Source organism: Streptomyces sp. Tu 3180 (assembly GCF_009852415.1).
Lineage (GTDB): Bacteria > Actinomycetota > Actinomycetes > Streptomycetales > Streptomycetaceae > Streptomyces.
In genome coordinates this window covers 1,340,066-1,354,762 of record NZ_WOXS01000002.1, presented here as the reverse complement: position 1 = coordinate 1,354,762, position 14,697 = coordinate 1,340,066, and the positions used below count along the sequence as shown (strand labels likewise).

At 71.9% G+C, this 14,697-nt stretch carries 6 protein-coding genes; 3 read left to right on the top strand and 3 right to left on the bottom strand.

Going from position 1 to position 14,697, the window contains the following annotated elements; translation table 11 throughout:
* Window positions 1-96: 96 nt before the first annotated feature.
* Complete coding sequence (locus GL259_RS06940; RefSeq protein ID WP_159530194.1) at window positions 97-561, bottom strand: MarR family transcriptional regulator; 465 nt, start codon at window positions 559-561, stop codon at window positions 97-99.
* Window positions 562-660: 99 nt separating this feature from the next.
* Here GL259_RS06940 and GL259_RS06935 point away from each other — a divergent pair, with 99 nt between their 5' ends.
* Window positions 661-2,463 carry an ABC transporter ATP-binding protein gene (locus tag GL259_RS06935; protein ID WP_159530192.1) on the top strand — a complete coding sequence of 601 codons (1,803 nt, stop codon included), beginning with the start codon at window positions 661-663 and terminating at the stop codon, window positions 2,461-2,463.
* A gap of 43 nt (window positions 2,464-2,506) precedes the next feature.
* A complete protein-coding gene (mltG, locus tag GL259_RS06930) occupies window positions 2,507-3,352 on the top strand; it encodes an endolytic transglycosylase MltG (protein WP_159530190.1) in 846 nt (281 codons plus the stop codon).
* A 13-nt stretch (window positions 3,353-3,365) separates the two neighbouring features.
* Here mltG and GL259_RS06925 read toward each other — a convergent pair whose 3' ends face one another.
* Window positions 3,366-4,433: an NAD(P)-binding domain-containing protein gene (locus tag GL259_RS06925; RefSeq protein WP_159538438.1), complete on the bottom strand. Its 1,068-nt coding sequence runs from the start codon at window positions 4,431-4,433 to the stop codon at window positions 3,366-3,368.
* A 90-nt stretch (window positions 4,434-4,523) separates the two neighbouring features.
* Here GL259_RS06925 and GL259_RS06920 point away from each other — a divergent pair, with 90 nt between their 5' ends.
* Complete coding sequence (locus tag GL259_RS06920) at window positions 4,524-4,946, top strand: secondary thiamine-phosphate synthase enzyme YjbQ (RefSeq protein WP_159530188.1); 423 nt, start codon at window positions 4,524-4,526, stop codon at window positions 4,944-4,946.
* A gap of 188 nt (window positions 4,947-5,134) precedes the next feature.
* On the opposite strand, the gene GL259_RS06915 is transcribed toward GL259_RS06920, so the two are convergent.
* Complete coding sequence (locus GL259_RS06915; RefSeq protein WP_159530186.1) at window positions 5,135-14,635, bottom strand: hypothetical protein; 9,501 nt, start codon at window positions 14,633-14,635, stop codon at window positions 5,135-5,137.
* Window positions 14,636-14,697 lie beyond the last annotated feature (62 nt).

The following is a 14,697-nucleotide window of genomic DNA, read 5'->3' as shown; positions in this document are numbered from 1 at the left end:
TTGACGCCGCTCAGTGCCGGGAGGCAAGCGGTTTTCCCCGCCACCGCGCAGAACCGGCTGCCGGCCGCCGGGCCGGTGTCCCGCCCGGGACGCGGGTCACCCGGATGCGCCACCGGGCCGCGGGGCGGCCGTCCCGTCGATCAGGGCGTCCAGCAGTTCCCCCAGGACCTCGCGCTGTTCGTCCGCCAGCGGGGCCAGGATCTCCTCCGCGGCGGCCCTGCGCGCGGCGCGCAGCTCCCGCAGCGCCGCGTGCCCGTCCCCGGTGAGCTCGATGCGGATCACCCGCCGGTTGGCCGGATCCGGCACGCGCCGTACCTTGCCGCTCGCCTCGAGCCCGTCGACCAGCGTGGTCACGGCCCGGGGGACCACCTCCAGCCGCTCGGCCAGATCCGCCATGCGGGGAGGGGAACCGTAGTGCGCGAGGGTGCGCAGCAGACGGGACTGGGCAGGAGTGACACCGAGCCCGCGCCGTTCCAGATGACGCTTCTGGATGCGGTGCACCCGGCGGGTGAGCCGGAGCAGCTGCTCGGCCAGCAGGCCGTCGGGATCGGGGACGGTCATGCGGGAACAATATCAGGATGCCGTTCATTGTGAATACAGGTAACAATGAGCTGGGCTCAGTTCGCCCGGGCCGCCCGGCGTCCGTCCCGAAGGGAGACCATGCACCCCGACCACGAACCCGCCTGGACCCCGCCCGCCGGTGCCGAGAGGCAGCCCCGGCAGGTGCGGCGCATCCTGAAGCTCTTCCGCCCCTACCGGGGCCGCCTCGCGATCGTCGGCCTGCTCGTCGGCGCCGCGTCCCTGGTCTCGGTCGCCACACCCTTCCTGCTGAAGGCGATCCTCGACGTCGCGATCCCCGAGGGGCGCACCGGGCTGCTCAGCCTGCTCGCGCTCGGCATGATCCTCAGCGCGGTCCTCACCAGCGTCTTCGGCGTGCTGCAGACCCTGATCTCGACGACCGTCGGCCAGCGCGTCATGCACGACCTGCGCACCGCCGTCTACGGCCGGCTCCAGCGCATGTCGCTCGCCTTCTTCACCCGCACCCGCACCGGCGAGGTCCAGTCCCGCATCGCCGACGACATCGGCGGCATGCAGGCCACGGTGACCTCCACGGCGACCTCCCTCGTCTCCAACCTCACCAGCGTGGTCGCCACCGTCGTGGCGATGCTCGCGCTCGACTGGCGGCTGACCGCCGTGTCGCTCGTCCTGCTGCCGGTGTTCGTGTGGATCAGCCGCCGCGTGGGCGACGAGCGCAGGAAGATCACCACCCGGCGTCAGAAGCAGATGGCCGCCATGGCCGCCACGGTCACCGAGTCGCTGTCGGTCAGCGGCATCCTGCTCGGCCGCACGATGGGCCGCTCCGACTCCCTGACCGGCGCCTTCGCGCAGGAGTCCGAGCGCCTGGTCGACCTGGAGGTGCGTTCCAACATGGCCGGCCGCTGGCGCATGGCGGTCATCACGATCGTCATGGCCGCGATGCCGGCCGTCATCTACTGGACCGCCGGCATCGCCCTGCAGACGGGTGGCCCGGAGGTCTCCATCGGCACGATCGTCGCCTTCGTCTCGCTCCAGCAGGGCCTGTTCCGCCCGGCCGTGAGCCTGCTGTCCACCGGCGTCCAGATCCAGGCCTCGCTCGCGCTCTTCCAGCGCATCTTCGAGTACCTGGACCTCCCGGTCGACATCACCGAGCGCGAGGACCCCGTGCACCTCGACCGGGTCAAGGGCGAGGTCCGCTTCGAGAACGTCACCTTCCGCTACGACGGCGGGAGCGATCCGGTCCTCGACGGCATCGACCTCACCGTTCCCGCGGGCGGCAGCCTCGCCGTCGTCGGTCCGACCGGCGCCGGGAAGTCCACGCTCGGTCACCTCGTGCCGAGGCTGTACGACGTCACGGGCGGCCGGGTCACCCTCGACGGGGTCGACGTCCGCGACCTCGACTTCGACACCCTGGCCCGCGCGGTGGGCGTGGTCTCCCAGGAGACCTACCTCTTCCACGCCTCGGTCGCCGACAACCTGCGCTTCGCCAAGCCCGACGCCACCGACGAGGAGCTGTACGCGGCGGCGAGGGCGGCCCAGATCCACGACCACATCGCCGCCCTGCCCGACGGGTACGACACGGTCGTCGGGGAGCGCGGCCACCGTTTCTCCGGCGGTGAGAAGCAGCGCCTGGCGATCGCCCGCACCATCCTGCGCGACCCGCCGGTCCTGGTGCTCGACGAGGCCACCAGCGCCCTGGACACCCGGACCGAGGCCGCCGTCCAGGCGGCCATCGACGCGCTGTCGGCCGATCGCACCACGCTCACCATCGCCCACCGGCTGTCCACCGTGCGGGACGCCGACCAGATCGTGGTCCTCGACTCCGGCCGCGCGGTCGAGCGCGGCACGCACGAGGAACTGCTGGAGCGGGGCGGGCGCTATGCGGCGCTCGTGCGCCGGGACGCCCAACTGGAGCCGACAAGATGAAAATATGCCGGGTTTGTGGCGATATGCGGGTTACCGTGCCCGCATGCAGATGAACACTCCGTCACGGAGCTCGATCCGACTGACGCGCCGGGGCCGTCTCACCCTCGTCGCGACCGGGGCCGTCGTGGCCGGCACCGCCGTGGCGGTGCCGCTGCTGATCCTGCGGACCGACGGCGAACCCCGCCCCACCACCCTGGTGATCCCGGAGGGCCGGCGCGCGAGCCAGGTGTACACGGCCATCGACAAGGCCCTGGAACTGCCCGCGGGCACCACCAAGAACTCCGTCGTCAAGGCCCGCCTCAAACTGCCGGACGAGGCCGAGGGCAATCCGGAGGGCTACCTCTTCCCGACGACGTATCCGCTGGAGGAGAAGGCGACCCCGGAGAAGCTGCTGTCGCGGATGGTCGACACCGCCGACAAGAAGTTCAACGGGGCCCCGATCGCCGCGGGCGCACAGCGCAACGCCATGAACGTGTACCAGGCGGTCATCGTCGCGAGCATCGTCCAGGCGGAGGCGTCCACCGAGGCCGACATGGGCAAGGTGGCCAGGGTGATCTTCAACCGGCTGGAGCGCGGGATGCCGCTCCAGATGGACTCGACCGTCAACTACGCGCTGGGCCGCTCCACCCTGCGCACCACGGCGCCCGACACCAAGGTCGACAGCCCCTACAACTCCTACGAGCGCATGGGGCTGCCGCCGACCCCGATCGACAACCCGGGCGAGGACGCGATGCGCGCCGCGATCAACCCGGCCCCGGGCGACTGGCTCTACTTCGTCACGGTCAAGCCGGGCGACACCCGCTTCACCGCCGACCCCGTGGAGCACCGGCGCAACCTCGCCGAGGCCGCCGCCCGGCAGCGCGGGAGCAGCGAACGGCCCGGGAAGTGAGCCGCGCCGGACATCACGCCGCGGCCCGCTCCGGCGCCGGCAGCCGCCTGATGTCCCGCACCGCCGCCCGCCCCGCCCGGTTGGCGCCGACGGTGCTGGCCGAGGGGCCGTAACCGACCAGGTGGACGCGGGGATCGGCCACCGCGCGCGTTCCCTCGACACGGATGCCGCCGCCCGGTTCCCGCAGCCGCAGCGGGGCGAGATGGCCCACGGCGGGACGGAACCCGGTCGCCCACAGGATGACGTCGGCCGCCACGTGCCCCCCGTCCGCCCACTCCACGCCGTCGGGCGTGACGCGGTCGAACATGGGCCGCCGGTCGAGCACGCCGTCCGCGAGACCCTGCCGGACGGCGTCGTTCAGCGGCAGTCCCGTCACCGAGACGACACTGCGCGGCGGCAGCCCCCGCCGTACCCGCTCCTCGACGAGCGCCACGGCCGCCCGCCCCGCCTCCTCGTCGAAGGGGCCCTCGCGGAAGACCGGCGGCCGCCGGGTCACCCAGGTGGTGGCCGCCGCGTACGGCGCGATCTCCAGCAGGTGCTGGGTGCCCGAGGCGCCGCCGCCCACCACGACCACCCGCCGCCCGGCGAACGCCTCGGGCCCGGGGTACTGCGCGGTGTGCAGCTGCCGGCCGAGGAAGGTCTCCTGCCCCGGGTAGCGCGGCCGGAACGGCCGGTCCCAGGTGCCGGTGGCGTTGATCAGCGCCCGCGTCGACCAGGTGCCGTCCGAGGTCTCCACGAGGAGCCGCCCCCCGGTCCCCTCCCGCACGGTCCGCACGTCCACCGGACGCCGTACCCGCAGGTCGAAGGCGCGCTCGTAGCGCTCGAAGTACGCGGAGATCACCTCGGAGGAGGGCCGCGCCGGATCGGCGTCCGTGAGTTCCATGCCGGGCAGCGCGTGCATCCCGTGCACCTTGCCGTACGTCAGCGAGGGCCACCGGAACTGCCAGGCGCCGCCCGGGCCGGGGGAGCGGTCGAGCACCACGAAGTCGCGGTCCGGCTCGAACCCGGTCCGCCGCAGGTGATGGGCGCTGGACAGTCCCGCCTGCCCCGCGCCTATGACGACCACCTCGACCTCACGCATGTCGTTCACGTCTCCACCAACGGTGCGGAGGCCGTGGATCTTCCCGCCGGGATCCCGGAGGAACCCGGCGCATGGGTGAGGATGGAGGGCATGTCAGATGCCTTCACCACCCGAGTCCTGACCGTCGCCACCGGCTCCTCGGAAAGGGTCGTCGACATCACCGGCGACTGCGAGTCCTTCCTGCGGGAGGCGGCGGCCGGCCGCGACGGCCTGCTGAACGTCTTCGTGCCGCACGCCACGGCCGGCATCGCCGTCATCGAGACCGGCGCCGGCAGCGACGACGACCTCCTGGCCGCCCTGCACACCCTGCTGCCCGCCGACGACCGCTGGCAGCACCGCCACGGCAGCCCCGGCCACGGCCGCGACCACGTCCTGCCGGCCCTCGTCCCGCCCCACGCCACGCTGCCGGTGATCGGCGGACGGCTGGAGCTGGGCACCTGGCAGTCGGTGTGCCTGGTCGACACGAACAGGGACAACCCCGACCGGAAGGTCCGGCTGAGCTTCCTCGGCTGAGGCGTGTGGCGGCACTGCGGCCTCCGATTCCGGCCGCAGTGATCACCTTGATCACGCGTGGCCGTCTTCTGGCCGCTGGGCCATGAATCGTCGTGACGGTGTCCGCGCAAGCTCGTCCGGCACGGTGGTCGCCCATGCTCCGTTCCTCGTCACGGGCAGCGTTTGGCCCGGCTGTCACCCGGGACGCCTCATGCCGGAGGGCCGGCCTCGTTCCGGAGGGCTGACCGTAGGCTCAGTGCGTACTTCTGGCTCATCGCGGTGGGCGGGTACAGGGGAGGGAGCAGCGTCAACGGCACCTTGTTCCTGGTGATCTTCAGCAGCGCGGTGTTCAGGACGGAGACCTGCCTGTCCAGCAGAAAGCGCTGGGCTGCGGCTGCGTCGGCGGCGGGACGAAGGCTCCGGCCGAGGTCGGCCAGCGGACGGAGGATGACGGCGTCGTTGAGGAGGGCGTCGGCGTCCGGCAGACCGCCGCACGCCGCGACCAGACCTCGGGCCACCGGAGCGGCCGGGTGCGAGTCCCCGTCCGCAGTGGCCAGCCCGGTCAGCGCCTGCGCGAACCTCTCCAGTGATTCCATCTGGGCGTCGGTCAGTTCGGGACCCAGCTCGATGGATCGCAGCCGCCGCCACAACCCGCCGGACTCCTGCTGGCGGTCCTGTCGCGTCAGCCATTGGGTGACCAAGGCCTCGGTGTGAAGCGAACCGAGGGCCCGCAGACCGATCTTCTGGAGCAGGAAGACGGGCCAGTCGTCGGGAAGCGACGGACGTACCGGCCAAGACTTCTTGACTGCCAGTGAGCCGATGGCGCACGCGGCGAGAGCGGGGGCCAGGTCCACGCTCCTCCTGTCGTGGTGCAGGACCGCTTGGCCCTCGATGCTGCCGAGCCAGCCCGTCACCGCACGCACGGCGAAGCCCTGGACCTCGGCCCGGTCGGCGCCGTCGGCTGAGAGGAGCAATCCGCGGGCGCGCATGACCTGGCATGCCTCGGACTCCGCCGCCTCGGCCGTCAGCTTGCCGGCCTGTCCCTCCTCGTAGCTCCGCCAGTACGCCGCGAACCGGGCGGGAACGAGGTCGGCCACGGGCCGCGGAGCCTGGCGGAAGTCCGGCAGCCGGAGCTTGACCAGAGCCTCGGACGTCCATCGGGGAAGGTCCATGACGGTGTGCCGGCTGCCCGGTTTGACCAGAGTCACGAACCGTCCTCCCCTCCGGTCCCGCCTCACTCGGGCCACCTCAGCCACGAGGGACTCCTCGGCCAGTTCGGCATGTACATCTGCCGGGGAGTAGGCGGCGAGTACGCCGAGCGGTTCCACGGACACGAGGCAGGAGGCGGTCTCGCCGGAGGACGTTTCCGCCGGGGACCTGGTGACCACACGCACCGGCAGCAGGCGTCCCGGCGTCAGGTTGTGGAACTCACGCTCCACCAGCGGAAGCCGGCTCAGGCTGACGGTTCCGGGGCCGTCCCGCAGTACGGTGAGCCGCCGGATGCCCCGCAGATGGTCGAAGAGCGTCGCGCCACGAAGACCACCGGTCCACGCCGCTTCCCCGACGGGCAGCCAGTGGGGACGCTGCGTACGGATGTCGCGGCAGACTACGCCGAGCACGCGGTCCTCCTCGTTGTTGACCCGCAGCCAGGGCCGGACGACGATCTCCTCACCGCCCCCGGCCCCGTCGGCCTCACGCCTGCCCGGGATCCCGCACGACAGCAGTTTCTCGGCCTTGTTCCAGTGCAGCCTGACGTACTCCCGGGTGCCGACCAGCGCCCGGGAAGCCGCCTGGATCGGCGTGCCGTGCTCGGGGAGGCCGGGCACGAGCTGCCGGATGTGTACTCGGAACAGCGCGCTTCCCGAACGCACCGCCACGTTGCCGCGGCCGAGGTCGGCTACCGGCTGGACCAGCACCGCCCCCTGGGGCCAGATGCTACGGGGCTGCGCGCGACGGGAGACCGTCACCACGGTTTCCGGCCCGGTGACGACCTGCTCGACGGTGACGGGCAGGACATCCAACTGGTTCAGCAGACCCGCCCCGCCCTGCCGCGCCCGCATCAGTTCGGTGCGCAACCAGCCGCAACCGAACCAGGCGTCGGTGTCACTCTCCGCAGCCAGTTCGACCCGTGCCCTCGGCAGTCCGCAGACCCGCAGGCCGTGCTCCCGATCCAGGGCCAGGAAGACCACGTCGTTCACCGCGACGCTGCCGGGCTCGGCGGCGCTGAGCCGGTTGGCCCGGTCCAGCCACACCGCGCTCTCGACCTGATGGGCGTCCAGTACGGTCTGGTCGGCCGGGTACAACATGGTGCCACGTCCCTCACCCAGATAGAGGGCGCCGGCTTCCTCGTCCCGGAGGGCGACCGGCAGCAGCATGCGACGTGCGGACGATGCCGCCATCGCTCCGCGCAGCCCCGGCCGCCAGTCGTCCAGCACCAGGTGGCCGCACTCGTTGACCCCTCCTTCGACCCGGCCGTAGACCAGGTCGCCCGGGCTGAACAGCGACCAGTCGAGGTCGGCCAGCGAGTGGCCGTCGGCGAACCGCACCAGTTCGCGGCGCACTTCCGAGACGCGGCCCGGGGCCAGTTCCAGCCAGACGCTGCGCCGATTGGCATGGGCGACGGCCCAGGAGCGGCGTCGCCCCTCGGCGATGTCGTCGGTCGGCTCCTCCAAGAGCTCGGTGGCCGGAAAACCGAACCGTTGCAGCGCCTCGCTCTCGTGCCGCAGGGTCCAGCCGGCGGAGTTGCGGGAGAAGAACACGGGCTCGTTGATCGAACGGGCCCGCGCCGGAAGCCGGCGTGTCCGGGGCTTGTCCTCGCCGGGCACCCACTCACGGGTGCGGCTGTCGTGGTAGGTCCACCCGTGCCGGGCGCAGGCCTGCGCGATGCGCTGCGCGCTGTCGTCCATGAACGACAGCTGGGCCCACGCCATCGGCGCCTGTGCGGTGGCCAGTTCCGTACCGGCTGGTGCCAGCCGCTCGCGGCGCACACCGCCCACGACATCGCTGGGATCGAAGGCGAGGGTTCCCGCCTCCGAGTGGTCCAGCGGCACCACCCGGTCCATCGGTCCGCCCCTGGGCTGCTCCTCCCGCCGGACAGCGGCGATCCGGGGATGGCGGGTCTGCAGCAGAACCTTGCCGAAGCCCTTGCGGGAGGTGGCGCTGATCCCCGGGAGCCCTGCGAGGGTGAACCGCCCCGGCTCGTCGGCGCGGCGCAGGTCGTCCTTCGTCTTCAGGTTGTCCTTGGGAAAGACGACCACCGGGCGGGGCCGGTCGCTGAGGTAGGCGTCGTCGGCGGGGATGGCCAGGACGACGTTCACCAGCCCGGTGTCTGCCAGGTCCAACCGGACCACCGACCGTGGTGTGATGCCGGGTCCCCTGTGCAGGTCGGCCATGGGGAAGACGACGCCGGGCCGCACCTCGACACATTGGCCCGCCGGGTCGACGACGCCGAAACAGCCACCCGACCGGCTGTTCAGGTAGCTTCGCAGCACGTCCAGCGGCCGGGGCAGCGGAGACTTGGTGGATCCCTGCCAGCGGTTTTCCTTGTCGGGCGACGGACGCAGGAGTTCCACCAGCATCTTGGCCTGGCCCTCGTAGGCGCCCAGCCCGTCGGTCTCCGCCGCGCGCCGCAGGACGCCTTCCCGGTGGGAGAAGTACCGGCGGGTGACGATGACGTGGAACGGGGCCCGGTCGGGGGCCGCGTCCGGGGCGCCCGGTTCGACCACCCCCGGGGGCAGATCGAAGCGAAGCAGGTAGTCGTTGGCCGTCGGCTGGATCCGGCCGGCCTCCATGTAAAGCCGGTCGCCCGCCCGCAGGCCGGGGGTCTGGTCGTCCGGCGCGGCCTTCGGGGGCACCAGGCGGAAGTGGTGGACGCGACCGCGGGCGGGTCCTTCCCCCACCGTGGCACGGCCGAGGACGCGCTGTCGGGACGTGTCCCGGGGGACGGCCGCCAGCAGCCGGGCGACGTCGTCCGGGTGGAGGAGGGCCCGTACCGAGCGCCCTTCCACATGGTCGTCGGCGCCGTGGCGGTCGACCCCCCGGCTGCGGGTGTACACACGGAGCACCGCCACCCGTCCGGTGGCGTGGTCGATCTCCAGGTCCAGCAGGTGGACCACGTCGTGCGCGGCCTCCTGGTGGATCTGGTACTCGACGCTCTTGCGGATGTCCCGCAGCGCGATCGACACCCTCAGCCCGCCCGGTACCTCTTCCTCGGCCGCGGCGGTCAACGAGACGGCGTCGATCCGGTCACCGTGGAAGAGCGTCAGCGCTGCGGGGTCCACCGGCGCGCCTCCGACGGTGAGGGCCGCGTGCGGCACATCGGCGAACCATCCGTACCCCCACTCAAAGCGGTGCATCGGTCCGGCGTCGGTTTCTTCGAACCCGACGTAGTAGGGGCGGCGGTCGTGTTCGATCGGACAGCGGCTTCCATCCGTGCGGGCGCGGGGGGCGACCTTCTCGACGAACTCGGCCACCGTCAGCGGGGCGGCCCGCAGGTGCGAGTAGCGGTATCCCCGCCCGTACGGCACCGGGGCGGCCCGGACCAGATGCTCGGAGTAGCCGCGTCCGCCGACGAAGGTCTGCGGGCCGTCGTCCGGGTCCAGCCATGTCTGGTAGGTGCCATTGGCGTCGGGAGCCAGTACATCGAGGTGGAGGCGTCCCCGCACCTTCGGGCCCTCCAGGGTCCGGTCGCGGCGCGCCAGGAAACGGGCCCATTCGACCGCGGGGTCCGCGGTCCGCCGGTTCCGATCCGGCCGGGAGCGCAGAGTGGCCGGTGACAGCACGAACCGGCGTTGCACGTCGGTATAACGCGGCCGATCGCCCTGTCGTCGCGATGCGGGGGTCGTGTCGACGCTCAGGGTGTGCACCAGGACCTGGTCCACGTGGACGGGCTGCGCAGTGGCGTCGAGGTAGAAACCGCTCATGGTGCCCACCAACGAGCGTCCGTCCAGTTCCACCAGGACTCTGCCCCGGTGCAGGCGCCTCGCCCTGGCCCGCTCGGGCTGCTGCCGGCCGGCCTCCAGGGCACGGCTCAGCGCAAGCCGGGCGAGCGAGGGGTGCTGGGAGACGGTGTTGCCGTAGTTCTCGCCGCGGTCGGAGACGACACCCACGGTGTGCCACGTGTTGTCGGGTAGGTCGTCCGCCCATTCCCACAGCGCGCGCAGCCGAAGCCGGCGCCGGAGGATGGAGAAGACCCAGCCGTCCGGTGTCCGGACGGCCGTCAGATGGTCGCCCACCGAGGGCGATGCCTGGTCGAAGCACAGGGCCGGGACGACGGCCTCGATGACCTCATCATCGAGACGGAGCCAGACACGCAACATCGTCAGGGCGTTGTCGGTATTGTACATGCGGCCGAGGACCAGACCTGGCAGTGCGGCTGTCCGCTCCAGGCGGGCCGGGTCGGTGAGGCCCGTGCACGCCTGGCCGAGGTCGTCGTAGGCATCCGGGACGCGCTGTGGCTGCGGACGCGGGGCGTGATTGTCCTGAACGACGATCGCGCGCCGACGCGTGGTCTCCGAAATCACGGGAAACTCGCCGGTCAGCGTGAGTGATTCGGTGGCCGCCCAGCCGGTCAGCCCGGACGACAGCATCACCAGGCAGTCCGTGTCCTCCGGCTTCCTGGTCAACTGCCGGACCAGTTCGACCACCATGCCCTCGCGCAACCGGGCTAGCCGGTCGTAGGCCTCGGGAGAGCGCTCCTTCTCCCTGACTCCCGACTCGTCCATCGCCCGGGCGACGGCCAGACGGCCTCGGGCCTGTGGCTCTCCCCAGTGGTCGATGCTGCACAGCGCACGCTTACGCCGCACCCGGCCGATGAGGTTGACCTTGATCCGGGTGGGGAAGCCGGCGACGGCCGGGACGTCGATGGTCCAGGAGCCGCCGTCACCGTCGGCGTCGTGCCGTTGCGCCTCGAGGTAGAGCTCCTGGACGGGGATGTCGGTCTGGTCGTCGTCGTGTTCGTCCTCGGCAGGTCCGCTGGACGGTGCCTGCGCGGGGGAGGCGTCGAAGAGCTCCAGCCAGCGGGCGTTGCGGTCGTCGAACGGGCTCTGGCCGGGTGCCGGTTCGCGCAGGGTGAGCCGTCCGTGCCCTGGTTCGTAGGAGGCGTGCACGATCAGCCCGGCACGTCCGGCCGAGCAGGCCTCGTCCAGCTTCTGCCAGTCCGCCGCATCCCAGGCGGAGGGACCCAGGACATAGGCACGACCCGGTGTGGTGACGAACCGCCAGGCAGGGCCGAATCCCGTGCGGTCGGTCGCCGGCCCCTCGAGCACCAGCCGCAGCGTCGTCCGCTCGGAACGCTGCCCGGTGTCGGCCTCGTCGACGCCCGGCGCCACGGCGAGTTCGGGAGGCCCGGCGTCCACCGGCACCCAGTGGCCGAGCGTCTTGTCCCACCGGGCCAGGGTGTCGCAGGGCAGACCGGTACCGGCGGAGGACGAGTGGGTCCGGGACAGGTCGGGATCCCAGCGGCGCCGCGCCGCGATGTCGTTGGGATGCGTTCCTCGCGGATAGCCGTCCTCGTCCACGCCGTGGACGGACAGTTCCAGCCCGGGGAAGCGGTCGACCACGCTCAGTTCCGCCGTCCGGATCTCCCCGTCCTCGGGGGGCCTGCGGGCCAGCGCGACGACGCGGTCACCGTGCAGCCGGGCTCCGTCCGCGGTGAGCAGGACGGCCACGGCATCGCCTACCCGTCGACGTCGGGCCAGGTACTCGGGCACCAGCGCGGGCACGGGAAACCGCTGCCCGAAGTTGATCCACAGCTTTTGCCGGGAACCCGTCGTGCTGCCGTCCTTGGCGGTGACGAGCCCGAGAACGTACATGCCCTCTTCCGGGCGGGGCGCGTCGGGCAGGAAGAGGTTGTGCACCGGCACGCGGTTGCGTCCCTCCATCCGCGCGTCGATCACGACACCGGGCTGGTACAGGATCGTCTCCCCGGCGCGACGGTCGACGGTACCGGCCCGGACCAGCCACGACTCCCCGTCGGAGGCACCGGGCTCCACCCGTTGGGCCGGAGTGAGGGCCGGTGCGTGGGCGTCCCGCCACAACTTGTTCATGCCGGTGGCCAACGGCAGCTCGCGGGCCTCCAGCATACGGTGGGACGTGTTGCGCAGGAATTCGACCAGGGCGGCCTCGGTACCGCGCAGCGAGGCACGGTCACCGCAGACGTCGAAGGGGTTGCCGGCCGAGGTCGTCAGACCCCAGGGCCCCCAGCGGACGTACAGCGACCGCAGCGCCCGCTGTCGCAGACGGTTGGCGCTCGTAGGAGCCAAGTGCATGCCGTCGCCGAGCACTTCGAACAGCCGGTCGTAGTAGAACGGAGCCTTGGAACTCAGATCGATGACCGTGTCGACGACCTGCTCCAGGACGCGCAGCACACGGTCGTGCGACCCCTTCCCCGAGACGGGGGACGCGAACATGTCGAACATGCGGCCGCGCACCCAACGAGGCAGGTGTTGGGGCAGGTTGAGGGACCGGACCAGCAGCGACCAGGATGTCACCCAGTCCCCGTACGCCTCCGCGTCCCCCAGGTCCGGCTCGCGGAGCAGCGCCGTCAGCCTGAGGGTCCGCACGGTCACCGGAATGATGCCGTAGTCGTCGGAGACGTCCCTCTCCAGTTCCTCGCCCATGCCGGCCCAATCGGCCACCGAGAAGGCGTCCCGGCCCGGGTCCTTGGGCGCGCTCAGCAAGAGCCTGCGGTAGTGCAGTGCGGCCGCCGCACTCGGGTCGGCGTACTCCGGCCTGCCCCCCACCCAGTCCCAGCGCAGCGCGTAGGCGGACTCTCCCGGATAGATCTCACGCCACAGCAGTGCCGCCTGGACGGAAGTGCTCCGGTGCGGCTGGTCCCCGAGGCCCGAGGCGAACTCGAGCAGTGCACGTGCCGGGGCCACCGTGCCGTCCGGGGTGGTGAACCATCGGCCGCTGCCCTCCGTCCGGTGCGGCCGGGTGCCTCCGGCCGCGGCCTCCTGGAGCCAGCTGAGCCCGATTCCGAGCGCGGTACGGGACCTGACCAGCGATCGGACCGGCGCGGGCGGCTTCCGCTCCTGCGTGTCCCAGGCGTGCACCCCGGCCACCAGCCGCACCACCTCGCCAGGGTGCACGCCGGGCCGCTTGCCGGTGCCGACGGCGTCCACCTGCTGGATCTGATGGAGCATGAATGCCCCGAGACGGCGTACGGGCGCCGACAACACCGCGGGACTCCTGGGCGCCCCGGCCTCCCTCTGCCCCTGGCCGGTGCTTCCGTCCCCGTGGCCGTCGGTCAGCTCCTTCATGAGGGTCCGGTGGCGGGTGCCGAGGATGTCACGGACATGCGTCAGCAGGAGCAGCAGGAAGTCGGGGACCCGCCCGGTTACCCGAGCTTCGCGCGGAGACCTGGCGGACAGCAGGCGCACGGCCAGGGAGCCGGCGGCAAGCAGTCGGACCATCTGTTCGGGAGTGGCGCGGAACTGCTTCGGTTCACCGGGCGGCGAAAGGATCCACGGCGACCACACCTGGGCAGCCGTCGCCGGATCGGTGGCCTCGGCGGGACCGTCGGTCAGGTAGAGCACCGGCAGGCGCCCGTCGTGGCCGCGCAACCGCAGCAGCCGTCCTACGTGAAGCTGCGCGTGTGCGTAGTCGTCGCCGTGAGGGACGGTCACTCGCATCTGCCGCTGGGGCGGCAGACCATCCGGTGCCTGCCAGTAACGCTCGAGCCATCGTGCGGCTCGGCCGGCGTCGAGCTCGGCGGCACGCTCGTACAGGGCCGCTTGCCAGAGCACTCCCGGCATCGGCGAGTAGCGGTGGTTCCCGGTGCCGCCGAGCCGGGCGTACGCCAGTACCCGGCGGCTTCCGTCGGGGGTGCCGTCACCCGGAACGCCCGTCGGTCGCCTCCGGGCCGTCCAGCGGCCCAGCTCGGCTCCCGTGGCCGCCTCCGTCACGAGCCGGTCCCACACGTCGTCGTCGGTCTCTCCGGTGGAGCGGAAGACCACCCGGGCGGCCGTGGCCAGGACGTCGGGTTCCATGTCGAAGGAGCCGCCCACGGCTCGCGCCAACCGGTCGATGAGGGCCGTGGTGTCCTCCGGTCGCAACGCGGCGGCAAGTTCCGTCGCCTGCAGCAGCGCCAGCCTGCCGTACCTGCCGCGCAGGGCACCGTCGAGGAGCACCGGGAACTCGTCCAGGAGCTCACCGAGGGCGTCCCGGCGCACGCCCGTCAACGCACGGGCGGCTGCCAGCAGGACGGAGGGCAGCAGATGGTCCAGGAGGTCGTGGTAAGGAGGCGACGGCTCGTCGGCGGTGGCGGCCGCGACCACGGCGGGCCCGTCCAGCACCTTGCCCAGCAGCCGTACCGCCTCCGGGTCTCCCGTACCGACGGCTTGGAGCACGGCGGTGACCAGTGGCCGCAGCTCCTGCGGCAGTACCTCCGCGACACTCCGGTACAGGACACCGGTCCGTCCGGTCAGCTCTCGGACACAGACGCAGCGCCGGTGCTCCGCCGGAGCGTCCTCCGTCTCGTAGCGCTCGTGCTCGGCCAGGAACACCTGGTGCGCCCTGAGCACATGAGGCAGTGCGTACACCGCGAGCGGAGTGTCCGAGCCGGCCAGCCATTCGAGGGCGGCACAGACCAGTTCGCCGGAACCGGGCTGTTCGACGGGCTCCCGCAGGGCGGTGACGACGTCGAGGTAGTCCGAGGCCGCACGTGGCGGCAGGCTCAGAGCCGAACAGAAGTACCAGTTTTCGAGCACTGCGGTCCTTCCCTGTTGTCCGGCGCACTGTCCGCCGTCCCCCGCGGTGCGGCACGCACCCA

Excerpts from the sequence above, each read along its gene's own strand:
- GL259_RS06940 (WP_159530194.1), bottom strand. The coding sequence starts at position 561 with ATGACCGTCCCCGATCCCGACGGCCTGCTGGCCGAGCAGCTGCTCCGG.
- GL259_RS06935 (WP_159530192.1), top strand. The coding sequence starts at position 661 with ATGCACCCCGACCACGAACCCGCCTGGACCCCGCCCGCCGGTGCCGAG.
- mltG (WP_159530190.1), top strand. The coding sequence starts at position 2,507 with ATGCAGATGAACACTCCGTCACGGAGCTCGATCCGACTGACGCGCCGG.
- GL259_RS06925 (WP_159538438.1), bottom strand. The coding sequence starts at position 4,433 with ATGCGTGAGGTCGAGGTGGTCGTCATAGGCGCGGGGCAGGCGGGACTG.
- GL259_RS06920 (WP_159530188.1), top strand. The coding sequence starts at position 4,524 with ATGTCAGATGCCTTCACCACCCGAGTCCTGACCGTCGCCACCGGCTCC.